Annotated in this window: 20 protein-coding genes; 10 read left to right on the top strand and 10 right to left on the bottom strand. The window is 74.0% G+C overall.

Translation table 11 applies throughout. From position 1 onward, the window contains the following. Window positions 1-85: 85 nt before the first annotated feature. Complete coding sequence (locus E4U91_RS21960) at window positions 86-2,113, bottom strand: thioredoxin domain-containing protein (protein WP_137308415.1); 2,028 nt, start codon at window positions 2,111-2,113, stop codon at window positions 86-88. 155 nt (window positions 2,114-2,268) lie between these two features. Between E4U91_RS21960 and E4U91_RS21955 the strand changes: the two genes are divergently transcribed. Beyond that, window positions 2,269-5,469 (top strand): tetratricopeptide repeat protein, encoded by a 3,201-nt coding sequence (locus E4U91_RS21955; RefSeq protein ID WP_168218144.1) that lies wholly within the window; start codon window positions 2,269-2,271, stop codon window positions 5,467-5,469. 59 nt (window positions 5,470-5,528) lie between these two features. Here E4U91_RS21955 and E4U91_RS21950 read toward each other — a convergent pair whose 3' ends face one another. Both E4U91_RS21950 and mca read right to left on the bottom strand, forming a co-directional pair. Next, complete coding sequence (locus E4U91_RS21950) at window positions 5,529-5,804, bottom strand: hypothetical protein (RefSeq protein WP_241678655.1); 276 nt, start codon at window positions 5,802-5,804, stop codon at window positions 5,529-5,531. Next, on the bottom strand, window positions 5,797-6,657 hold the full coding sequence (mca, locus tag E4U91_RS21945; protein WP_168218271.1) for a mycothiol conjugate amidase Mca: 861 nt from the start codon (window positions 6,655-6,657) through the stop codon (window positions 5,797-5,799). The genes E4U91_RS21950 and mca overlap by 8 nt, the downstream gene beginning before the upstream one ends. A 177-nt stretch (window positions 6,658-6,834) precedes the next feature. Here mca and E4U91_RS21940 point away from each other — a divergent pair, with 177 nt between their 5' ends. Further along, window positions 6,835-7,236 carry a DUF4307 domain-containing protein gene (locus tag E4U91_RS21940; protein WP_137308412.1) on the top strand — a complete coding sequence of 134 codons (402 nt, stop codon included), beginning with the start codon at window positions 6,835-6,837 and terminating at the stop codon, window positions 7,234-7,236. Window positions 7,237-7,378: 142 nt separating this feature from the next. Further along, entirely contained in the window at window positions 7,379-7,879 is a 501-nt protein-coding gene (gene greA / locus E4U91_RS21935; RefSeq protein WP_137308411.1) for a transcription elongation factor GreA, read from the top strand. A gap of 82 nt (window positions 7,880-7,961) precedes the next feature. Here greA and E4U91_RS21930 read toward each other — a convergent pair whose 3' ends face one another. From E4U91_RS21930 to ilvA, 3 genes are all read right to left on the bottom strand, one after another. Then, on the bottom strand, window positions 7,962-8,768 hold the full coding sequence (locus E4U91_RS21930) for an ABC transporter permease (protein WP_067240215.1): 807 nt from the start codon (window positions 8,766-8,768) through the stop codon (window positions 7,962-7,964). A 5-nt stretch (window positions 8,769-8,773) separates the two neighbouring features. Continuing rightward, window positions 8,774-9,751, bottom strand: coding sequence for an ATP-binding cassette domain-containing protein (locus E4U91_RS21925; protein WP_137308410.1), 978 nt, complete (start codon window positions 9,749-9,751; stop codon window positions 8,774-8,776). Between the two features lie 239 nt (window positions 9,752-9,990). Then, entirely contained in the window at window positions 9,991-11,220 is a 1,230-nt protein-coding gene (gene ilvA / locus E4U91_RS21920; protein WP_137308409.1) for a threonine ammonia-lyase, read from the bottom strand. Between the two features lie 160 nt (window positions 11,221-11,380). Between ilvA and E4U91_RS21915 the strand changes: the two genes are divergently transcribed. From E4U91_RS21915 to E4U91_RS38440, 3 genes are all read left to right on the top strand, one after another. Continuing rightward, window positions 11,381-11,887 (top strand): MarR family winged helix-turn-helix transcriptional regulator, encoded by a 507-nt coding sequence (locus E4U91_RS21915; protein ID WP_174867845.1) that lies wholly within the window; start codon window positions 11,381-11,383, stop codon window positions 11,885-11,887. Between the two features lie 120 nt (window positions 11,888-12,007). Next, on the top strand, window positions 12,008-12,511 hold the full coding sequence (locus tag E4U91_RS38445) for a sigma factor-like helix-turn-helix DNA-binding protein (RefSeq protein ID WP_174867844.1): 504 nt from the start codon (window positions 12,008-12,010) through the stop codon (window positions 12,509-12,511). Beyond that, window positions 12,508-12,756, top strand: a complete 249-nt coding sequence (locus E4U91_RS38440) for a hypothetical protein (RefSeq protein ID WP_137308407.1) — start codon at window positions 12,508-12,510, stop codon at window positions 12,754-12,756. Before E4U91_RS38445 ends, E4U91_RS38440 begins: the two co-directional genes overlap by 4 nt. Window positions 12,757-12,786: 30 nt before the next feature. Here E4U91_RS38440 and E4U91_RS21900 read toward each other — a convergent pair whose 3' ends face one another. Continuing rightward, window positions 12,787-13,944 (bottom strand): cystathionine gamma-synthase, encoded by a 1,158-nt coding sequence (locus tag E4U91_RS21900; protein WP_137308406.1) that lies wholly within the window; start codon window positions 13,942-13,944, stop codon window positions 12,787-12,789. A 177-nt stretch (window positions 13,945-14,121) separates the two neighbouring features. Between E4U91_RS21900 and E4U91_RS21895 the strand changes: the two genes are divergently transcribed. Further along, window positions 14,122-15,240: a hypothetical protein gene (locus E4U91_RS21895; protein ID WP_137308405.1), complete on the top strand. Its 1,119-nt coding sequence runs from the start codon at window positions 14,122-14,124 to the stop codon at window positions 15,238-15,240. 22 nt (window positions 15,241-15,262) lie between these two features. On the opposite strand, the gene msrA is transcribed toward E4U91_RS21895, so the two are convergent. Next, window positions 15,263-15,775: a peptide-methionine (S)-S-oxide reductase MsrA gene (gene msrA, locus E4U91_RS21890; protein ID WP_137308404.1), complete on the bottom strand. Its 513-nt coding sequence runs from the start codon at window positions 15,773-15,775 to the stop codon at window positions 15,263-15,265. A gap of 224 nt (window positions 15,776-15,999) precedes the next feature. Here msrA and E4U91_RS21885 point away from each other — a divergent pair, with 224 nt between their 5' ends. Next, a complete protein-coding gene (locus E4U91_RS21885; protein WP_137308403.1) occupies window positions 16,000-16,773 on the top strand; it encodes a type 1 glutamine amidotransferase family protein in 774 nt (257 codons plus the stop codon). 135 nt (window positions 16,774-16,908) lie between these two features. Here E4U91_RS21885 and E4U91_RS21880 read toward each other — a convergent pair whose 3' ends face one another. After that, on the bottom strand, window positions 16,909-17,952 hold the full coding sequence (locus E4U91_RS21880; RefSeq protein WP_137308402.1) for an NAD(P)-dependent alcohol dehydrogenase: 1,044 nt from the start codon (window positions 17,950-17,952) through the stop codon (window positions 16,909-16,911). Between the two features lie 190 nt (window positions 17,953-18,142). Here E4U91_RS21880 and E4U91_RS21875 point away from each other — a divergent pair, with 190 nt between their 5' ends. Both E4U91_RS21875 and E4U91_RS21870 read left to right on the top strand, forming a co-directional pair. Further along, a complete protein-coding gene (locus tag E4U91_RS21875; protein WP_137308401.1) occupies window positions 18,143-19,084 on the top strand; it encodes a helix-turn-helix domain-containing protein in 942 nt (313 codons plus the stop codon). A gap of 140 nt (window positions 19,085-19,224) precedes the next feature. Beyond that, window positions 19,225-21,300, top strand: a complete 2,076-nt coding sequence (locus tag E4U91_RS21870; RefSeq protein WP_174867843.1) for a restriction endonuclease — start codon at window positions 19,225-19,227, stop codon at window positions 21,298-21,300. Window positions 21,301-21,413: 113 nt separating this feature from the next. Here E4U91_RS21870 and E4U91_RS21865 read toward each other — a convergent pair whose 3' ends face one another. Next, window positions 21,414-22,097, bottom strand: a complete 684-nt coding sequence (locus E4U91_RS21865; RefSeq protein WP_137308400.1) for an ABC transporter ATP-binding protein — start codon at window positions 22,095-22,097, stop codon at window positions 21,414-21,416. Between the last annotated feature and the right edge of the window lie 43 nt (window positions 22,098-22,140).

Genomic DNA, 22,140 nt, shown 5'->3' with positions numbered 1-22,140 from the left:
GGCGCGGCCAGGCCGTGTTCCGAGCCCGGCCGTGCCGTGTTCGGGGCGCGCCCCGGGCCTCGTCAGGGGCGCGCCCCGGGCCTCGTCAGCCGCCCAGGGTCCTGCGCAGGTGTTCCGGGTCCGTCGTCGGGGCGTCGCAGGTGAAGTTGCGGCAGACGTAGGCCGCCGGTGCGCCGCCGACCAGGGGGCGGTCCGTGAGGAGGGGGAACTCGTCGCCGTCCGGGGTGCCCCAGGCCAGGACCGCGCCCGGTGCCGTGCCGAGCAGGGCCGTGCGGTGCAGGAGCCGGGTGGCGGGGTCGTCCAGGGCGGGGCCCACGACCGCGACCTCCTTCGGCCCGTCGAGCAGCGCCTCCGCCACCGCGAGCCCCCAGCCGATGAACCGCGGCACGCGCGGCCCGAGCGCCTTGACGACGCCGAGGGCCCGCTCGGCGGCCGTCCGGTGCGGCTCGGAGCCGGTGTGCGCGGCGTACGACAGCAGCGCGCCGGCGGCAGCCGTCCAGCCGGAGGGCGCCGCGTTGTCCGTCGGGTCCTGCGGGCGCCGGATCAGCCGCTCGGCGTCCGCGGCCGTGTCGAAGAGGGTGCCGTCCTCGCCGACGAACCGGGTCAGGACGTGGTCGAGGAGCAGCCCGGCGAAGTCCAGCCACACACCCTCCCCGGTCACCGAGGCCAGTGCCAGGAAGCCCTCGGCGACGTCGGCGTAGTCCTCCAGTACCCCGGCGTTCGCGCCGGCCCGGCCGTCCTTGCTGGTGCGGGCCAGCCGCCCGTGCTCGTCGAGGTGGACCCGGACCAGCAGGTCGGCGGCGGCGAGGGCGGCCTCGACCAGGTCGGGCCGCTCGAAGCAGGCGCCGGTCTCGGCGAGCGCGGCGACGGCCAGCCCGTTCCAGGCGGCGACGACCTTGTCGTCCCGGCCGGGCGCCGGGCGCGTGGCCCGCGCGGCGAGCAGCCGCACCCGCGCCGACTCGACCCGCGCCGCGTCGAAGACGCTGTCCTGCTGCGGGAGTTGCAGGACGGAGGCGCCCTCCTCGAAGGTGCCCTCCTCGGTCACGCCGAAGTACTGGGCGGCGAGTTCGGCGTCGTCGTGCAGCACCTCGCGCAACTGCTCGGGCGTCCACACGTAGTAGGCGCCCTCGACGTGCCGGCCGGTCCCGTCGTCGCTGTCGGCGTCCAGCGCGGAGGCGAACCCGCCCTGCTCGGTGCGGAGTTCGCGCACCATGAAGTCGGCGGTCTCCAGGGCCACCCGGCGGGCGAGCTCCGACCCGGTGCTGCGCCACAGGTGCGTGTACACCCGGCACAGCAGCGCGTTGTCGTAGAGCATCTTCTCGAAGTGCGGGACCACCCAGTCCCGGTCGACGGAGTAGCGGGCGAAGCCCCCGCCGAGCTGGTCGTAGATGCCGCCGCGCGCCATGCGCTCACAGGTGTCCCGCGCCATCTGCAGCGCGCCCTCGGCGCCGGTGCGGGCGTGGTGGCGCAGCAGGAACTCGATCACCATGGACGGCGGGAACTTGGGCGCCGCGCCGAACCCGCCGCGCTGCGCGTCGTACTCCCGGGTGAGCGCCAGCAGCGCCTGGGCGAGCTCCTGCTCGCCGGGGGCGTCGGTGCCGCCGAAGGCCATCTCCCGCTGGGTGAGGTCCCGGACGATCTTCCCGGCGACCTCGGTGACCTCGTCGTGCCGCTCGTTCCACGCCTGGGTCACACCGGCGAGGACCTGCCGGAAGGACGGCATGCCGTGCCGGGGCACGGGCGGGAAGTAGGTGCCGAAGTAGAACGGCTCGGCGTCGGGCGTGAGGAACACGGTCATCGGCCAGCCGCCGTGCCCGGTGGCGGCCTGCACGGCCTCCATGTACACGGCGTCCACGTCGGGCCGTTCCTCGCGGTCGACCTTGACGTTGACGAAGTGCTCGTTGAGGTAGTCGGCGGTCGTGCGGTCCTCGAACGACTCGTGCGCCATCACGTGGCACCAGTGGCAACTGCTGTACCCGACGCTCAGCAGCACCGGCAGGTTGCGCCTGCGGGCCTCGTCGAACGCCTCGTCCGACCAGGGCCACCAGTCGACCGGGTTGTCGGCGTGCTGGAGCAGGTACGGGGACGTCTCTAGGGCCAGTCGGTTCGCCATGTCTCCCATCCTGCCGCAGTACCCCGCACGGCACCGCTCAGGCACCCCGCGCGGCCCGGACCCGGTCCGGCCCCGTCACGCACCCTCGCCCCGGCGCACCCCCGGGCTCCACACTGGTCCGCGGAACACCGTCGGCGCGGAGGGGGACGCGACCCATGCGGGACGCTCATCGGGGCCAGGCAGAGCGGGTGTTGGAGCGGGCCGTGCAGGAGGAGGTGCGGCGCTCGGGCGGCCGTGCGGACGGCGCGGCGCTGCTCGCCCGGGGGCGCGCGGCACTGGACGAACTCGCGCGGACGGCCGCCGAGGAGTACGAGGCGTACGTGCGGGCGCTGGACGAGGCGGAGGCCGGCCGGGTCGGCTTCGCGCAGCGGTACGCCGCGCAGGGCGGCCGGACTCCCCTGGTCGTCGCGGCGGTCGCCGCCGTCACCGCGGTCGCCGCCGACCTGGTGCTGGGCACCGGGCCGGGCACCGCGCTCGGCACCGGTGCGACCGTGGGCGTCGTCGGCGCGGCGGCGACCGTGGTGAAGGCCGCCGGGGCCCACCTGCCCGCCACGCACCACCGGGCGGGCGCGGCGGGCCGGCCGGGCGGGACCGAGCAGCTGCGCCTGCAGTGGCTGAGCGCGCTGGAGGTGCGCGGGATCCGCCCGTTCCTGGACCAGCAGCGGGTGCTGGGCGCCACCACCGGCCCGCGGCGGACGGGACCGCAGCTGCGCGGCGCCGACAAGAGCGCGGCGGCCCGCGGCCGGACGCTGTTGGAGCAGTCGTTCGGCCAACTGCCGCAGGTGGTAGGGGCGTTCGCGGGGCGGCGCGCGGAGCTGGAGCGGATCCGGCAGTGGGTGCGGTCGGCGCGGGCGAGCGCCACCACCCGGCCGACGATCGTGGTGCTGCACGGGGAGCCGGGCAGCGGCCGGACGGCGCTGGCGGTCCGGGCCGCGCACGACCTGCGCGACGAGTTCCGCGGGGCGTGCGTGGTGGACCTGCGCGGCGCCAGCGCCGAGGAGCCGCCGCTGCCCACCCGGGACGCCCTGCTGCACCTGCTGAACCGGCTCGGCGCACCGCGCGAGCAACTGCTCTTCCGGGAGCGCTCGTCACCCGAGCAGCAGGTCAAACGGCTCGGCGAGCTGTACCACCAGCACCTGGCCGGGCTGCCGGTCATCGTGGTCCTGGACGACGCCTCGGACGCCGCGCAGGTCCTCGCGCTGGTGCCGGAGCGCTCCGACAGCCTGGTCCTGGTCACCGCGCGCAGCCCGCTGGACCTGCCGGACGACGGGCCGGCGCGGGTGCACGAGCTGCCGGTCGAACCGCTGGAGCCGGCCGGCGCGGAGGAGCTGCTGGGCGCCGCCGCGCAGGACGGCACCGGCCCGTACGACGCGGAGGCCACCGAGCGGATCGTCGCCCTGTGCGGCGGGCTGCCGCTCGCGCTGCGGGTCGCCGGGTCCTCGCTGGGGCCGCGCCCGCCGCGCCGGCTGGCCGCGGACCTGGCCGCGTACGGTCCGGTGGGGCCGGTGGAGCGGGCGCTGTGGCTGCGCTACACCGACCAGCCGGAGCCGACCCGGCGGCTGCTGCGGCGGCTGGCGCTGGCCGGCCGGGCCTCGCTGGGCGTGGCCGCGGCGACCGCGCTGCTCGGCACGGACCGCACCGAGGCGGCCCGGCACCTGACGGACCTCGCCCGGGCCGGTCTGGTCGACACCGTCCGCGGCGACCGGTACCGGCTGCACGACCTGGTGCGGGCCTTCGCGCAGGCCCGGCTGCTGGAGGAGGAGGACCCGGCCGAGCGCGCCGCCGCCCAGGAACGCCTGATCGTCAGCTGCGCCGAGCTCGCCGACTCGGTGCTGCGCCTGGTCGACGGCAACATGTCGACCCGCTCGGACCGCTTCTCCCCGCACGGCTTCACTTCGCTGGAGGAGGCGCTGCGCTGGCTGGACGACGAGTCGAGTTTCATCACGGCGACCCTGCGGCACGCGGAGGGCGTGGACCGGGCGGCGGTGCTCAGCCTGCTGGGCGCGCTGTGCGACTACTGCCTGCTGCGCGGCGACCTGTACCGGCTGGGCGAGATCAGCGAGCTGGCCCAGTCCGTCGACGAGGACCTGCTGGTGCGCTCGGTGCAGTGGCGCACCGGCATCGCGGCCCGCCAGCTCGGCGAACTGGACAAGGCCCGCACGACGCTGACCTCGGTGGTCGACCTGTACCTGCGGGCCGACCACGACGCCGGGGCGGCCCGCGCCCTGGGCTCGCTGGGCATCACCCTGCACCACCAGGGGCGACTGACCGAGGCGGCGGCCAAGCTGCGCGAGGCGCTCGACCTCCAGGCGGCCCCGGAGCTGGCCACCGACCGGGCGTGGACGCTGCACGCGCTCGCCGCCGTGGAACGCGACCGGGCCCGGCCGGCCGAGGCGCTGGACCTGCTGCGCCGGTCCCTGGTGCTGCACCGGGAGGGCGGCTCGGTGCACGGCGAGGCGTGGGCGCACTTCCAGCGGGGCCAGCTGCACCTGCGCCTCGACGACGTCCCGCGGGCCGAGGCCGACCTGCGCACGGCCCTGGAGCTGTACGGCCGTACCGGGGACGCCCGTGGTGCGGCGTGGGCGCTGACCCAGCTGGCCCGGGCCCGGCTGGTCGCGGGCGACGCGGCGCCGGCCGTGGAGGGACTGCGGGGGGCGGCGGCCCGGCACCGGGACAACGAGGACGCGCGCGGCGAGGCGTGGACGGTGCACTACCTGGGGCTGGCGCTGGAGGAGGGCGGCGACCTGGACCAGGCGGTGCGGGAGCTGGAGCGGGCGCGGTCGATGTTCTCCCGGATGCGGGACGTGTACGGCCTGGCGTGCGCCCGCCACCACTCGGCGCGGGTGACCCGCGACCAGCGGGCGGCCCGGACGGGCTCGCTGCGCAACTCCGGCTTCGCCCGCCAGCTGCTGGTGGACGCCCGCGCCGACTTCCAGCGCATCGGCGTCCCGCACGGTGAGGCGTGGACCTGTCTGGAGCTGGCGATCGTCGACGCGGGCAACGCGCGCACCCCGCAGGCGCTGGCGCTGTGCGACGAGGCGGCGGGCCTGTTCGCCTCCTACGGGGACCGCCGCGGCGAGGACTGGGCGCGCTTCCTGCGCTGCACCCTCCTGCCGTACGCCTCCCTGGGCGGTGTCGAGGCCGGCACCGCGGCCGCCGAGGAGGAACTGGCCCGCCTCGCCGAGGCCGACCACCCGCTGCGCGACAGCAAGCTCACCGACTGCGTCGAGGCGCACCGGCTCGTGCTGGAGCGCGGGGTGGCCCTGGAGAAGGGCTGGCAGGCGTGGCACCTGGGCACGGTGCCGGACCGCCACGCCCGGGAGGTGATGGGGGTGGCGGTGGACCTGGCGGACTGACCGGCGAACCGGGCGGGCGGCGGCATCCGCCGCCGTCGGCCGGGCCGCCGGCCGGCCGTTCAGCCCTGCTGCGGTCCGGCCTCCGACGAGCCGGTGACGCGGGCCGCCGTGCCCGCCTCCCGGCCCGCGGGGGTGTCCTCGGCGCCCGGGGGTTCCTTGAAGTCGACCTTGCCCATGTGGCGGTTCATCGACTTCATCAGCGCCCACACCGCCACCGCCATCGCCGCGAAGACGATGAAGCCGAGGACACCGGGGGTGACCTTGTTCTCGTCCACCTCGGCGAGGGGGACGAGGTGTGCCATTGCCACGCTCACGCTTGCGCTCATGTCAGGCATTGTCGCGGATGCCCGCGAAGAGGTCGTCCTCGGGGAGGGAGGTGTCCACGAGCGACTTCGCCAGCTCGTACTCCTCCGTCGGCCAGACCTCCTTCTGCAGGTCCAGCGGCACCCGGAACCAGCCCCCGTCGGGGTCGATCTGCGTGGCGTGGGCGATCAGCGCCTTGTCGCGGATCTCGAAGAACTCCGCGCACGGCACGTGCGTGGTCAGCGTGCGGTCCTTGTGGCCGGAGTCGTTCCAGCGCTTGAGCCAGTCCCCGTAGGGCGACTCCAGGCCGCGGTCGAGCATCGCCTGGTGCAGCGCCTCGGTGCGGGGCCGGTTGAAGCCCTGGTTGTAGTAGAGCTTCAGCGGCCGGTACGCCGGGCCGTACTCGGCCTCGGGGTACTTCTCGGTGTCCGCCGCGCCCTCGAACGCCACCATCGAGATCTTGTGGGTCATGATGTGGTCGGGGTGCGGGTAACCGCCGTTCTCGTCGTAGGTGGTGATCACCTGCGGGCGGAACGCGCGGATCTGCCGCACCAGCTCGCCGGCCGCGTGGTCGACGTCCTCCAGTGCGAAGCAGCCCTCGGGCAGCGGCGGCAGCGGGTCGCCCTCGGGCAGCCCGGAGTCGACGAAGCCGAGCCACTCCTGCTTGACGCCCAGGATCTCGCGGGCCTCGTCCATCTCCTTCTTGCGCACCTCGTGGATGTGCTCCTCGATGTACGCGTCGCCCTGGAGCTTGGGATTGAGGATGGAGCCGCGCTCCCCGCCCGTGCAGGTCACGACCAGCACGTCCACCCCCTCGGACACGTACTTCGCCATGGTGGCCGCGCCCTTGCTCGACTCGTCGTCGGGGTGGGCGTGCACGGCCATCAGTCGCAGCTGGTCAGTCAAGACTCAATCCTCGTAAGTCGGCGCCCCGCGTCTGGGGGTGCGTTCGGCGGCTTCTATAGTGACCGAATCGGGGGTCCAATAATTCCGGGGCCCTGCTCCGGGGACGGTTTTCGGAACACCGCCCGCCACCGACCAGGACCCGGCGAGAGGACGATCATGGGTACGACGTCGAGCACCCGGGTGCCCGAGCGGCGCTACGGCCGCTCCTCGGACCGCGACGCCGACCGCACGCTCAAGATCGTCGGTGCCGTGCTCGGCGCGCTGCTGCTGCTCCTGGTCGGCTACTTCGCCTACCACTACGTCGGGCAGAACAAGATCAGCGCCCAGGTGATCGCCTTCCAGGCGGAGGACGACGCGGTCTCGGTGCACCTGGAGGTCCACAAGGACGCCGGCACCAGCGGTTACTGCACCATCCGCTCGCAGGCGGCCGACGGCTCCGAGGTGGGGCGCGCGGACTTCCGCTTCACCGGCTCGGCCACCCGCGTCGACAAGGTCGTCACGCTCCGTACGACCGCGCGCGGCACGACCGCCGAGCTGCTCGGCTGCCACGCCGACTGACCTGCGTTGACGACAATCTGGTCGGTTATGTCCTCCCCCTTTCGCCGGTGAATTGTTAGGCTCGTGGTTTCGCCCTCCCCTGGAGGAACATGCTTCTGGGTGGGGCGACGTTTTGTATTCCCAGTACCTACGAGGAGCACCAGTGACCCAGACCAGCGAGAACGTCACCTGGCTGACCCAGGAGGCGTACAACAAGCTCAAGGACGAGCTTGAGTACCTTACTGGTCCTGCGCGCACGGAGATCGCCGCCAAGATCGCCGCCGCGCGCGAGGAGGGCGACCTGCGCGAGAACGGCGGGTACCACGCGGCCAAGGAGGAGCAGGGCAAGCAGGAGCTCCGTGTGCGCCAGCTGACCCAGCTCCTCGAGAACGCCCAGGTCGGCGAGGCCCCGGTGACGACGGACGGCACGGTCGCGCCCGGCATGGTCGTGACGATCGCGTTCGACGGCGACGAGGACGACACGCTGACCTTCCTGCTGGCCTCCCGCGAGTACGCCAGCTCCGACATCGAGACCTACTCGCCGCAGTCCCCGCTGGGCTCCGGCGTCACCGGTCACAAGGTCGGCGAGGACGCGGAGTACGAGCTGCCCAACGGCAAGAAGGCCTCCGTCCGCATCCTCAAGGCCGAGCCCTACAGCGGCTGAGCCGCTCACCCGCACCGCCCCGCGCGGCCCCCGGCGTCCTGACGGCGCCGGGGGCCGCGTCATGTCGCGGCCGGCGGACCGGTCAGCCGTCCGCCGCCCGGTACTTGCGCACGGCCAGGGTCCGGAAGACCCCGACGATCAGCACGGACCAGATCAGGGACGCCCACACCGGGTGCTGCATGGGCCAGGCGTCGGACTGGACGACGCCGGGGTTGCCGAACAGCTCGCGGCACGCCTGCACCGTGGCGCTGAAGGGGTTCCACTCGGCGATGTGCCGCAGCCAGGGCGTCATCTGGCTGGCGTCGACGAAGGCGTTCGAGATGAACGTCACCGGGAAGAGCCAGATGATTCCGCCCGACGTGGCGGCCTCCGGGGTCCGGACCGAGAGCCCGATCAGGGCCCCGATCCAGGTGAAGGCGTAGCCGAGGAGGAGCAGCAGGCCGAAGGCGCCCAGGACGCGGCCCGCGTTGGTCGGCTCGGCCGAGCCGGTGCGCCACCCGACGATCAGGGCCACGATCGCCAGGACGGTCAGCGTGATGCACGTCTGCACGAGGTCCGCGACGGTCCGGCCCGTCAGCACCGCACCGCGGGCCATCGGCAGCGAGCGGAACCGGTCGACGAGGCCCTTCTGCATGTCGTCCGCGATGCCGGCGGCCGAGCCCGCGGTCGCGAAGGTCACCGTCTGGGCGAAGATGCCGGCCATCAGGAAGTTCTTGTAGACGTCCGGGTCGGTGGAGCCCCCGACGCTCATCGAGCCGCCGAAGACGTAGGTGAACAGCACCACGAACATCACGGGCTGGATGACCCCGAACAGGACCATCTCGGGGATCCGGGTCATCCGGATCAGGTTCCTGCGGGCGATCACCAGCGAGTCGGACACCATGCTCATGCCGCTCATGACGCGGCCTCCTTGTCGCTCTCGTCGTCCGCGGTCTCGGCGGCGTGTCCGGTCAGGGACAGGAAGACGTCGTCGAGGGTGGGCCGGCGCAGCCCGATGTCGTCGATCTCGATGCCGCGGCCGTCCAGTTCCCGGATCACCTCGGCGAGCAGCTTGGCGCCGCCGGTGACGGGGACGGTCAGCTTGCGGGTGTGGTCCTCGACCGTGGTCTCGCCCTTGCCGAAGCCGCGCAGCACCTCGGCGGCGGTCGCCATCGCGTCGCGCTCGTGCACCACGACCTCGACGCGCTCGCCGCCGGTGCGGGCCTTGAGCTGGTCGGAGGTGCCCCGGGCGATCACCCGGCCGTGGTCGACGACGGCGATGTCGTGGGCCAGGTGGTCGGCCTCCTCCAGGTACTGCGTGGTCAGCAGCAGGGTGGTGCCGCCGGAGACGAGCTGCTTGATGACCTCCCACAGCATCTGGCGGTTGCGGGGGTCGAGCCCGGTGGTCGGCTCGTCCATGAACATCACGGGCGGCGAGACCACCAGCGCGGCGGCCAGGTCGAGGCGGCGGCGCATGCCGCCGGAGTAGGTCTTGGTGGGCCGGTCGGCGGCGTCGGCGAGGTCGAACCGCTCCAGCAGTTCGGCGGCCCGGGCCTTCGCGGGCCCGGCCTTCATCTGGTACAGCCGGCCGACCATCTGCAGGTTCTCCCGGCCGGTCAGGTACTCGTCGACCGCGGCGAACTGGCCGGACAGGCCGATCGAGCGGCGGACCCGGACCGGGTCCTTGAGCACGTCGATGCCGGCCACGAGGGCACGGCCGCGGTCGGGGCGCAGGAGGGTGGTCAGGCAGCGGACCGTGGTGGTCTTGCCCGCGCCGTTGGGTCCGAGCAGGCCCAGGACCGTGCCCTCGGGGACGTCGAGGTCGACGCCGTCCAGAGCCTTTACGTCGCCGAAGGTCTTCACCAGGCCTTCGGCGTAGATGGCGCCTGGCATAACAGTTCTCCACGTCGTCGGGGTCGTCGGGGATCCGCCGATGAGTTCGGGTGGCGATCCAAGTCTTCATGGGCGTGGGACGGCGCGCCCCTCTTTTTGTGGGGACGCCCGGACCGTGACCCGGGACACACCATAACGCGATGTATCGCGAGTCACAACGGGTTTCGGGCAGATGACCCGAAGGAGTGAGTGACCGGCCGACAGGGGGTCCAGGGGGCCCGGGAGGGCCCCTCCCCTGCTCAGTCGATGACGGTGTAGCCCGCCGCGCGCAGCGCGCGGCCGACCTCGGTGCAGTGCTCCGGGCCCATCGTCTCCAGCTGGAGCTCCACCTCCGCCTCGGTGAGGCCCAGCCGCGGGTCGGTGCGGATGTGGCTGACGTCCAGGACGTTGGCCTCGACCCCCGACAGCACGCCGAGCAGCGTGGCGAGCGCCCCCGGCCGGTCCGTCAGCCGCAGCCGCACGGCCAGGTAGCGGCCCTGCGCCGCCATGCCGTGCCGCAGCACCCGCTGCATCAGGACCGGGTCGACGTTGCCGCCCGACAGCACCGCCACCACCGGCCCCTCGAACGCGCCGGGCCGGCTCAGCAGCGCCGCCACCGGGCTCGCCCCGGCCGGCTCCACGACCAGTTTGGCCCGCTCCAGGCACAGCAGCAGCGCCGCGGACAGCTCGTCCTCCGACACCGTGCACACCTCGTCCACCAGCTCCCCGATCAGCGCGAACGGCACGTCTCCGGGCCGCCCCACCTTGATCCCGTCGGCCATCGTCGCCGGGTTCTGCAACGCGACCGGACGTCCGGCCGCCAGCGACGGCGGGTACGCGGCCGCGCCCGCCGCCTGCACGCCGACGATCCGCACGTCGGGCCGCACCGCCTTCACGGCGACCGCGATGCCCGCCGCGAGACCGCCGCCGCCGATGCCGACGACGATCGTGCGCACCTCCGGGCACTGCTCCAGGATCTCCAGGCCCACCGTGCCCTGACCGGCGATGACGTCCGGGTGGTCGAAGGGGTGGATGAACACCGCGCCCGTGCGGGCCGCGTACTCCTGTGCGGCGGCCAGCGTCTCGTCGACCACCTGCCCGTGCAGGCGCACCTCGGCGCCGTACTCCCGGGTGGCGCTGATCTTCGGCAGCGGGGCGCCCTTCGGCATGAACACCGTCGAGCGCACCCCGAGCAGCGACGACGCCAGCGCGACGCCCTGCGCGTGGTTGCCGGCGCTCGCCGCGACCACTCCGGCGGCCCGCTCCTCGGGCAGCAGGCCGGCGATCCGCACGTAGGCGCCGCGCAGCTTGAACGACCCGGTCCGCTGGAGGTTCTCGCACTTGAGGTGCACCGGCTGCCCCACGAGCCGGGACAGGTACCTGCTGCCCTCCATCGCGGTCGTGCGGGCCACGCCCGAGAGCATCTTCTGCGCGCCCCGGACGTCGTCCGGGGTCACGGTCCGCAAGGAGTCAGCCGTGCTGTAGCTCATGACCCCAGCATCGCAGTTCACAGGCGTGGCGACCCGGTGTGACCAACCTGCGGAACCGGATCGTGCAGCGCCGGTACGACCGCCCTCCCGGCCGCGTACCCTGTCCCCCAGCCCAGCACCCTCATGAAGTGAGCCCCCGGCCATGCCCACAACACCTGGAATGTCGATGGACATGACGACCGTCGGTGACACCGGTCTTCTCGACACGCTGCAGCACGAGGTCGCGCTCTTCGCGCGCCGTGCCGAACAGACCCGGCTCGGCGGGGTCGGCCAGGTGCGCAACTCCATGGACCGCGCCGCGTACCTGCTGCTCAACCGCCTCGACAAGGAGGGGCCGATGGGCGTCAAGGCGCTCGCGGCCAGCATGGGCATCGACTCCTCGACGGTCACGCGGCAGGTGGCGCCGCTCGTCGACACCGGCCTGGTCAAGCGGACCTCGCACCCCGAGGACGGGCGCGCCGTGGTGCTGCAGCTGTCCCCGCGCGGCCAGTCCCGGCTGGAGGAAGTGCGCTCCTCGCGGCGTCAGTTGATGGCCGAGCTGACCCACGACTGGGCGCCGGAGGAGCGCGAGTCGTTCTGCGCGCTCCTCACGCGCTTCAACGGCGCCCTGTCGGCGCGCATGTCCGCCCCGGGCGTCCCCGGACCGGACCAGTCCCCGGCGTCCTGACCCGGGCGGCACCGCGCATCGCGCACCCGCGCGTGCGCGGCTCTTGACCGGAGGGCTCCCCCTGGCCTCAGATGAGACCGGATCCCGAGGAATCACGGATCGGCGTCGGGGGGAGGCGCGGTGCGACAGGGGCGACAGGCCGAGGACACCCGCCGGGCCCGTGAGTTCGAGGCGTTCGTCGCGGGAGCGGCGGGCCGGCTGCTTCACACGGCCGCCCTGCTCACCGGGGAGGCACCCGACGACACCCCCCGCGCGCGGCGGCTGCTGACGCTGGCGCTGGCGCACACGTACGCGTGCTGGGACCGGCTGCGCGGCGACGACCCGTACGACCACGCCCGCCAGTACCTGGCCGTCCGGTTCGCGCACGGCGCCTGGCACCAGTACGGCGCCCCGGGCCGGCCGCGCGCCCACCCCGACAGCCCGCTGGCCGTGCTGGGCCCGCAGGAGCGGCTGATCCTGGTGCTGCGCCTGTACGAGGGGGTGGCCGAGGAGCAGGTGGCGGCGCTGCTGGGGCTGCCCCGGGAGCGGGTGGGCACGGTCTGCGACCGGGCGACGGCCACCGTGCTGCACCCGCCGCGCCCGTCCGCGCCGGCGGTGGGCCGGCCGAAGGTGGCGCCGTCGTGAACCGGGTGGAGCGGGAGGCCGCCGTACGGCGGATCATGGACCGCGCGACCCCGCGCGTGCCGCCGGACCTGTACGCCGACGCCGTCCGGCGCGGCACGCGCGTGCTGCGCCGGCGCCGGCTCACCCGGCGCCTGATGTGGCTGGCGCTGTGGGCGGCAGGCGTGGCGCTGCTGGTCTGGGCGCTGACCGCCCGGCCGTGGGTGGAGCCGCCGTCGCAGACGACCCCACCCCTGACCGACTGGTGAACCGCGCGGGGGCCGACCCCGTCGGTGGGCCTACTTGCCCAGGGCCTGCTGCAGGTCCTCCAGCAGGTCGTCGACGTTCTCGATGCCGACGGAGAGGCGGACCAGGTCGGCCGGGACCTCCAGGGCGGACCCGGCGACGGACGCGTGCGTCATGCGGCCCGGGTGCTCGATCAGCGACTCGACGCCGCCGAGGGACTCGCCGAGGGTGAACACCTGGGCGCGGTTGCAGACCCCGACGGCCGCCTCCTCGCCGCCCTCCACGCGGAACGACACCATGCCGCCGAAGGCGCGCATCTGCTTGGCGGCGACCTCGTGGCCCGGGTGCTCGGGCAGGCCCGGGTAGAGCACGTGCGTCACGCGCGGGTGGCGGCTGAGCATGTCCGCGACCTTGGTCGCGTTCTCGCTGTGCCGGTCCATGCGCACCGAGAGGGTCTTGGTGCCGCGCAGCACCAGCCAGGAGTCGAAGGGCCCGGCGACCGCGCCCATCGCGTTCTGGTGGTACGCCAGTTCCTCGCCGAGCGTCTCGTCCGCCGTGATCAGCGCACCGCCGACCACGTCGGAGTGACCGCCCATGTACTTGGTGAGCGAGTGGACCACGACGTCCGCGCCGAGCGACAGCGGCTGCTGGAGGTACGGCGTGGCGAAGGTGTTGTCGACGACGAGCCGGGCGCCGGCGTCCCGGGCGACCTGGGCCACGGCGGCGATGTCGGTGATGCCGAGCAGCGGGTTGGAGGGCGTCTCGACCCAGACGGCCTTGGTCTTCGGGGTGATGGCGGCCCGCACGGCGGCCGGGTCGCTGGTGTCCGCGACCGACCACTCGACGCCCCAGCGGGCGACGACCTTCGCGAACAGGCGGAACGTGCCGCCGTACGCGTCGTTGGGGATCACCACGTGGTCACCGGGGCTGAGCAGCGTACGCAACAGGCAGTCCTCGGCCGCCAGTCCGGACGCGAACGCGAGGCCCCGGCGACCGCCCTCCAGGGCGGCGAGGTTCTCCTCCAGGGCCGTCCTCGTCGGGTTGGCGCTGCGGCTGTACTCGTAGCCGCCGCGCAGGCCGCCGACGCCGTCCTGCTTGTAGGTCGAGACCTGGTAGATCGGCGGGACGACCGCGCCGGTCAGGGGATCGGCGGTGTTGCCCGCGTGGATCGCGAGGGTCTCGAAGTGCTGACTGATGTGCCTGTCGCTCATGTGCACCGAGGGTAGTGCGCCCGGGGGACGGATGCCGATCGGCGGCGGCGTGGCTCCCCGCACAGCCTCCCGCGCGCGCTCCCCGCTGCGCGCCCCGGCGGCCCGCTCGTCCGGGGTTTTCCACAGGCGGTGGGAGGGGGTTGGCCAATTGTCGGCGCGGTCTGGTTCGCTTGAGGCATGGAGATTCTCTGGGTCCTGATGGCGCTGGTCATGATGGGCGTCGTGCTGAGCCCGTTCCTGCTGCGCAGGCGGGGACGGATCGAGCAGGTCGCGCCGGGCCACCCGGACGCCGCGGACCCGGCGGACTACGGCTTCGTGCGGGAGGAGGAGCTGGACATCCGCCTGCCCGGACCCGACCAGGACCTGCTGGACGTCCTCGACGTCGTCCAGCGCGGCCAGGACCACCGCGCGGCCCAGCAGCTGCTCGCGGGCACGGAGACGCAGGGCGAGCTGCGCTGGCAGCGCGTGCAGGCCTTCGCCGGCGCGGCGGCACTGGAGCTCCAGCAGCGGCCGGGCGGCGTCAGCGAGACGCCGGGCGGGCAGTGGCTGCGGGTGTGGCGGCTCCAGGCGCCCAAGGACCCGGGCGGCGCGGCGGTGCACGCCGAGTTCCTCGTGCAGCAGGCGTGGCGCACGGCGGCGCCGGGCACGGACGACTTCCGGATCATCATGGAGGAGGCCCGGGACGCCTGCGGCCAGGCGGCCCTGCTCGCCCCGGGCGACCCGGTGCCGTACATCGTGGAGCTGTCGGTGGCCCGCGGCCTGGGCTACTCCCGGCCCGAGTTCGAGCAGCTCTGGCTGAAGATCCTGGACCGGGCGCCGGAGCACATGGGGGCGCACCTGGCGGCGCTGCACTACTGGTGCGAGAAGTGGCACGGCTCGCGGGAGCTGGCGTACCAGTTCGCGGAGGCCGCGGCGGCGCGCGCCCCGCGCGGCTCCCTGCTGGCCGCGATGCCGCTGTTCGCGGTCTTCGAGCACCTGCCGGAGGTCAACCTGGTCGCGAGCTTCTACCAGTCGGAGACGGTGACCAGGGCGATCCACGGCGCGCTGCACGCGGTGCACTCGGCCCGCCCGGACGACCCGATGCTGGCTCACGTCCGCCACCTGCTGGTGTTCTTCCTGGTGCGCGCCGAGCGCTGGTCGGAGGCCATGAACCAGCTGGTGCACGTCGACGGTCACGTCGGCGCGCTGCCCTGGACCCTCTCCCCGGACCCGGCGGCGGAGTTCGCGGTGTACCGCGCGCTGGCGGTGGCGGGCTACGAGGCCAACGGCGGCAGCCCGGCCACGCTGCCGCACTGACCCCGCGCCCCCACCGCCCGCGTCACACCTGGGCGCGGCGCGGCAGGCGCCAGTTCGGACGGGGGAAGTGGCAGGTGTAGCCGTCCGGGTAGCGCTGGAGGTAGTCCTGGTGCTCCGGCTCGGCCTCCCAGAAGGGGCCGACCGGCTCCACCTCGGTGACGACCTTGCCGGGCCACAGCCCGGAGGCGTCCACGTCCGCGATGGTGTCCTCGGCGATCCGCTTCTGCTCGTCGTCCACGTAGTAGATCGCCGAGCGGTAGCTCATGCCGATGTCGTTGCCCTGGCGGTTCTTCGTGCTCGGGTCGTGGATCTGGAAGAAGAACTCCAGCAGGGCGCGGTAGTCGGTCTGCTCCGGGTCGAAGAGGATCTCGATGGCCTCCGCGTGCGTGCCGTGGTTGCGGTACGTCGCGTTCGGCACGTCTCCCCCGGTGTAGCCGACCCGGGTGGCGGTCACGCCCGGGAGCCGGCGGATCAGCTCCTCCATCCCCCAGAAACATCCGCCCGCCAGCACGGCCCTCTGCGTCTGCGCACCCATTGCGGCCTCCACACTCGTCGACTCGATCACTGGTCACCCGGACCGACCCCGCGCACGCGGCGCGGGCGTCCCGGGCCCGATGTCGTCAACACGGGAGGGCGCCCGGCGATTCCGTAGGGTGGGCCCCTCGATCCCGTATGCCCCGCCTCCGCCGCGCCGGCGGGCCGCAGCGGCGTACGACGAAGGCTGAGGGGGAAGTGACCGTGAACGGGAGAGGGGGGCACGTGGGCTCGTCCACGTTCCTGATCGGCGGTGGGTGGGACGCGGGGGCCGTCGCCGCCGTGTACGGGCCGTTCGTCCGGGCGGCCGCCGCCCGGGCCGCGGGCCGCGCGCCCCGGGTCGGGTGCGTCGTGCTCGACGAGGGCGACGGGCCCGCGCAGTTCGCCCGGTACGAGCCGGTGCTGCGCGCGGCCGGTGACTGCGAGCCGGTACCGGTGCTGGTGCCGCTCGGGGGGCGGTTCGCACCGGCCCCGGTCCTGGACGGAGTGGACGGGCTGCTGGTGTGCGGCGGGCTGACGCCCGCCTACCAGGAGGCGTTCGTCGCGGACGCCGCCGCGACGGCCTCGCTGCTGGCGGAGCGGGGCATCCCCTACGCCGGGTTCTCCGCCGGGGCGGCGCTGGCCGCCCGGGACGCCGTGGTCGGCGGGTGGCGGGCGGACGGGGTCGCGGTGTGTCCCGAGGACGCCGGGGAGGACCTGGACGAGGTCGCGGTGCGGCCGGGGCTCGGACTCGTGCCGTTCGCGGTGGACGTGCACGCCGCCCAGTGGGGGACGCTGCCCCGGCTCGCCGCCGCCGTGGCCGCCGGGCGGGTGGAGCGGGGGGTCGCGCTCGACGAGAACACGGCGGTCGAGGTGGCGGCCGGCGCGGGGCAGGACGGCGGCGTCGTCGTGCGCGTCGCCGGGCTCGGCCGCGCCCACACCGTGCGGCGGGCACCCGACGGGGCCGGGGTACTGGTCCGCTCGTACGGGGCCGGCGCGTCGTTCACCGTGAGCGGCTGACGCAGGGACCACGCGCGGGCCGGGACGCGAGGGGGCCCCGGTACGCACCTGGCGCACCGGGGCCCGGTCTCCGGGTCACCGCCTTGCGGGTCACCGGCCTGCGGACGTCAGGCGGCGGACGCCGGACGCCGGCCGTCAGATCGTCGCCGTGTCGATCACGAACCGGTACCGCACGTCGCTGTTCAGCACCCGCTCGTACGCCTCGTTGATCTCCTCCGCGGCGATCAGCTCGATCTCCGCGCCGAAGCCGTGCGCCGCGCAGAAGTCCAGCATCTCCTGGGTCTCGGCGATGCCGCCGATCATGGAGCCCGCGAGGGTCTTGCGGTTGTTGATCACCGAGAAGAGGTTGAGCGAGATCGGCTCCTCGGGGGCGCCGACGTTGACCAGCGCGCCGTCGGTCCGCAGCAGCGACAGGAACGCGCCGAAGTCCAGCGGGGCCGAGACGGTGGACAGGATCAGGTCGAAGCTGCCGGCCAGCTCCTCGAAGGTCTTCGGGTCGCTGGTGGCGTAGTAGTGGTCGGCGCCCAGCTTCAGCCCGTCGTCCTTCTTGCGCAGGGACTGCGACAGCACGGTCACCTCGGCGCCCAGCGCGTGCGCGATCTTGACGGCCATGTGGCCGAGGCCGCCCATGCCGAGGACCGCGACCTTCTTGCCGGGGCCGGCGTTCCAGTGCTTGAGCGGGGAGTACGTGGTGATGCCGGCGCACAGCAGCGGGGCGGCCACGTCCAGGGCCAGGCCGTCGGGGATGCGCACGACGTAGTTCTCGTCGACGACGATCGCCCGGGCGTAGCCGCCGTAGGTGGGCTCGCCGTTCTTGTCGAGGGCGTTGTACGTGCCGACCATGCCGCCGCCGGTGCAGTACTGCTCCTGCCCGGCCTTGCAGTTGTCGCACTCGCGGCAGGAGTCGACCATGCAGCCGACGCCCACGCGGTCGCCGACGGCGAACTTCGTCACGCCGGGGCCGACCTCGGTGACGACACCGGCGATCTCGTGGCCGGGGACCATCGGGAACATCGCCTCGCCCCAGCCCTCGCGGGCCTGGTGGATGTCCGAATGGCAGATGCCGGCGAACTTGATGTCGATCAGTACGTCGGACTCGCCGACCGGTCGCCGCTCGATCGTCGTGCGCTCCAGCGGAGCCTTCGGGGCGGGGACGGCGTACGCAGCAACAGTGGTCATGCCGAGGGGTCTCCTAGCGGGGTTGCCGAACGGGGTTCCGTACCGCCCGGCCTGCCGTGCGGCGGCCGGGCACGGCTTCCAGCGTGCCCGGGATCCGCGCGTCCACCCAGGCCACGCCTTTGCGTACGACCGGCGTGCGTACCACTGACGGGGTCAGGCTCGTGGTGGTAGGACCAGGAATACTGGACACATGGACGAACGCCCCGATACCGCCCCCCTCGCCGCCGGGGCCGGCGCCGAAGCCGCCGCCGGCCGGCCGCTGGACCGGCGGGCCGAGCTGAGCGAGTTCCTGCGCACCCGCCGGGCCCGGCTGAAGCCGGAGGACGTAGGGCTGCCCGACTTCGGACGGCACCGCAGGGTGCCGGGGCTGCGCCGCGAGGAGCTGGCCCAGCTGGCCGGGGTGTCGGTGGCGTACTACACGCGGCTGGAGCAGGGCAACGGCCGCAACGTGTCGGCGGAGGTGCTGGACGCCATCGCGCGGGCGCTGCGGCTGAGCGACGCCGAGCACGCGCACCTGACCCACCTGGCCAAGCCCAAGCACAAGAAGAAGCAGGCCGCCCGCCCCCAGCAGGTCAGGGCCTCGCTGCGGCAACTGCTGGACACCATGGACGGGGTGCCCGCCTACATCGTGGGGCGCCGCTCGGAGATCCTCGCCTGGAACCGGATGGCGGCGGCCCTCTTCGGCGACTGGTCGGAGCTGCCGGCGGCCGAACGCAACTGGGCGCGGCTGGTGTTCCTGCGGCCGGACTACCGGGACTTGTTCGTGGAGTGGGAGCAGAAGGCGATCGACATCGTCTGCGCCCTGCGCATGGACGCGGGCTGCTACCCGGACGACCCGCGGCTGTCGGCCCTGGTGGGCGAACTCTCCGTCAAGAGCGAGGAGTTCCGCCGGCTGTGGGCGACCCACGACGTCAAGGAGAAGAGCCACGGGGTGAAGCGTCTGCGGCACCCCCTGGTCGGTGAACTGGCCCTGAACTTCGAGGGCTTCCGCCTGGCCGGCGACACCGACCAGTCCCTGATCGTGTACCACGCGGAACCGGGCACCCCCTCGGCCGAGGGTCTCCGCCTCCTGGCCAGCTGGGGCACGGACGCGTCCCGCGCGGGCGCGCAGAACCGGTCGCCGTCCGTCTGACCGGGGCCGCCGTCCCGCATCCGGCAGCGGGCTGTGCGACGTACGGGGTGACTGGTTAGAGTCGGGGGGTTACCGCTGGTCGTGGGGACGGCCGGCGCGGAACCGGTGGTGCCGGTGTTCGGGGAGGGGGCCGCGCGCAGATGAGTCGTCGCGCAACGGGTGTGGTCGGCACGTGGGCCGAGATGCAGCGGCAGCAGCAGCGCCTGCTGGAGGCCGAGGCGCGGCGCCGGCGGGCGGAGGCCCGGGAGGCCGCCACGTACCAGCGGTACGCCGCGCAGGCCCAGCGCGAGCACCGGCAGGCCGAGGCGCGTCGGCGCACCCAGGAGCTGGAAGCCCAGGTGGAGTCGCTGCGGGGGTTGTTGGCGACCGGCACCCGGGCGCCGGCGTTCCGGGCGGACGCGCTGCTGCGGACCGAGGAGGTGGCGCCGTTCGCCCCGGGAGCGCTGGCGCAGCCGCTGCCCATGCCGCACCCCGATGCCTACCCGCCGCGGTCCGCCTGGACCGCTCACCAGCGTGCCCAGGCCCAGGCGGAGGCACGCGCCCGCTTCGAGCAGGACTGGTACGCCGCGCAGGCCGCGGAGGCCCGGCGCCAGCAGCAACTGGCCGCGTACCAGCGGGAGTACGAGCGGCAGACGGAGGCCCACCGGACCGAGGTGCGGCGCCACAACGCCGGCGTCACCGAGGTGACCGACGGGGTGCGCCGCGGCGAGCCCGACGCGGTCGTCGAGTTCTTCTCGGCCGCCCTGTACGCCGCGACGGCCTGGCCCGAGGGCTTCCCCCGCCAGGTCGGCGCCGCCTACGACCCGGCGGCCCGCCACCTGGTGGTGGACTGGGAGCTGCCCGGCTTCGGCGTCGTGCCCGAGGCGAAGGCGGTGCGGTACTCCGCCGCGGACGGCGGCTTCAAGGAGTCGGCCCGCCCGGTGACGCAGCGGCGGGCCCTGTACCGCGAGGTGCTCGCCCAGTCGGTCCTGCTCGTGCTGCACCAGCTGTTCGCGGCGGACCCGTTCGGCGCGCTGTCCTGCGTCACGCTCAACGGCTTCGTGGACGAGCCCGACCCGGCGACCGGGCAGCGCGGCCACATCGTCCTCGCCACCGTCATGGCGGAGCGGTCCGCCTTCGACGGCCTGCGCCTGGAGGTGGTGGACCCCGTCAGCTGCGTGACCGACGGGCTGCGCGGGCAGGTGTCGGCCCGCCCCGACCAGCTCACCGCCGTACGGGCCGCCCTGCGCCCCCGGGACCTCGGCGACCGCGTCGTGACGCACGACGACGGGGCCGAGGAGCCCGACCTGTCCGCCATGGACCCGATCGCCTTCGAGGGCCTGGTCGCCGAGCTGTTCCGGGCCATGGGCATGCAGGCGGTCACGACGCAGCGCTCCAACGACGGCGGCGTGGACGTCGACGCGCTCGACCCCGCCCCGATCCGCGGCGGCAAGATCGTCGTCCAGGTCAAGCGGTACCGCAACACGGTGCCGCCCAGCGCCGTCCGCGACCTGTACGGCACCGTCCAGGACCGGGGCGCCAACAAGGGCGTGCTGGTGACGACGTCCGGCTTCGGACCGAGCTCGTACACGTTCGTCCGCGGCAAGCCGCTGGAGCTGATCACGGGCCCGCAGCTGGTCGACCTCCTGCACCGGCACGGCCTGCGCGGGCGGCTCGGCCACGGTGCGCCCGCCGCCCCCGCGGCCGGTGCGTCCACGGCCGGTGCCCCCGCCCGGCCCGCCCCGCCCGCCGACGACCACAACGTCCTCGGCATGTCGTGGTCGGGCGGGGTCGCGCTGGACGTGTGCGCGCTGGTCTGCCGGGGCGACCGGGTCCTCGGCGACGACTGGTTCGTCTTCTACAACAACCCCCGCACGCCCGACGGTTCGGTGCACGCCCTGCCGCCCGCCCCGCCGGACCGGGCGGCGGTCCGGGTGGCGTTCGACGCGCTGCCCGCCGGGGCGGACCGGCTGGTGCTCGTCGCCGCCGTGGACCCCGAGGTCGACCCGGGCGCCGACCTGTCGGGCTTCACCGACGCGCACATCCGGCTGCTCGACCCCGCCCTCGCCGAACTCGGCGTCCTGGGCGTCTCCGACGGCCGCCCCGGCGAGACGGCGCTGGTCCTCGGCTCCTTCCGGCGCCGGTCCTCCGGGGACTGGGACTTCGTCCTGGGCGGCAAGGGCTACCGGGGCGGACTCGAGGAACTGGTGGGCGACTTCGGGATCGAGGTCAACTGACGGACGACGGGGGGGCGGACGGCGAGGGGCGGCGGACGGCCGGGCCACCCCCCTCAGGCAGGCCCCACCCCTCTCAGGCGGGCCCCACCCCCCTCAGGCGGGCCCCCCGCCCCTCAGGGCGCCGCCTTCTCCGTCAGGGTCAGCCTGCCCTTGCGGATGGTGGCCAGGCGCGGCGCCTTCCGCGCGATGGCGGAGTCGTGGGTGACCATGATGAAGGTCAGGCCGCGCTCCTTCCACAGGGTGTCCAGGACGTCCATGATCTCGTCGCGCATGCCCTCGTCGAGGTTGCCGGTGGGCTCGTCGGCGAGGAGCACCTTGGGCTGCTTGACCAGCGCGCGGGCGATGGCGACGCGCTGCTGCTGGCCGCCGGACATCTCCGAGGGGAGGTGGCCGAGGCGTTCGCCGAGGCCCACCGAGCGCAGGGCCTCCGCGGCCCGCTCGCGGCGCTCCTTCACCTTCACGCCCAGCGGGACCAGCGCGGTCTCGACGTTCTCCTGGGCCGTCAGGGTGGGGATGAGGTTGAAGGACTGGAAGACGAAGCCGATGTTCTCACTGCGCACCGTGGTCAGCCGGGCCTCCGGCAGCCGGGCCAGGTCGGTGCCGTCCAGGACCACCTCGCCTGAGGTCGGGCGGTCCAGGCCGCCCAGCATCTGCAGCAGCGTCGACTTGCCGCCGCCGGTGGGTCCCTGGATGACCAGGCGGTCGCCGTCGGCGATCGTGAGGTCCACGCCGTCCAGCGCGTGGACGGTCTCCTTGCCGCGGGTGTAGCGCTTGGTCACGCCTCTGAGTTCGTACATGGTGGGTGCAACTCCTGGGAGGGGAAAGGGGGGTCGGCGCGGG

Source organism: Streptomyces lasalocidi (assembly GCF_005280215.1).
Lineage (GTDB): Bacteria > Actinomycetota > Actinomycetes > Streptomycetales > Streptomycetaceae > Streptomyces > Streptomyces longwoodensis.
Note: the sequence above shows the minus strand (reverse complement) of the source record. Positions and strands in the feature narration are given on the sequence as shown.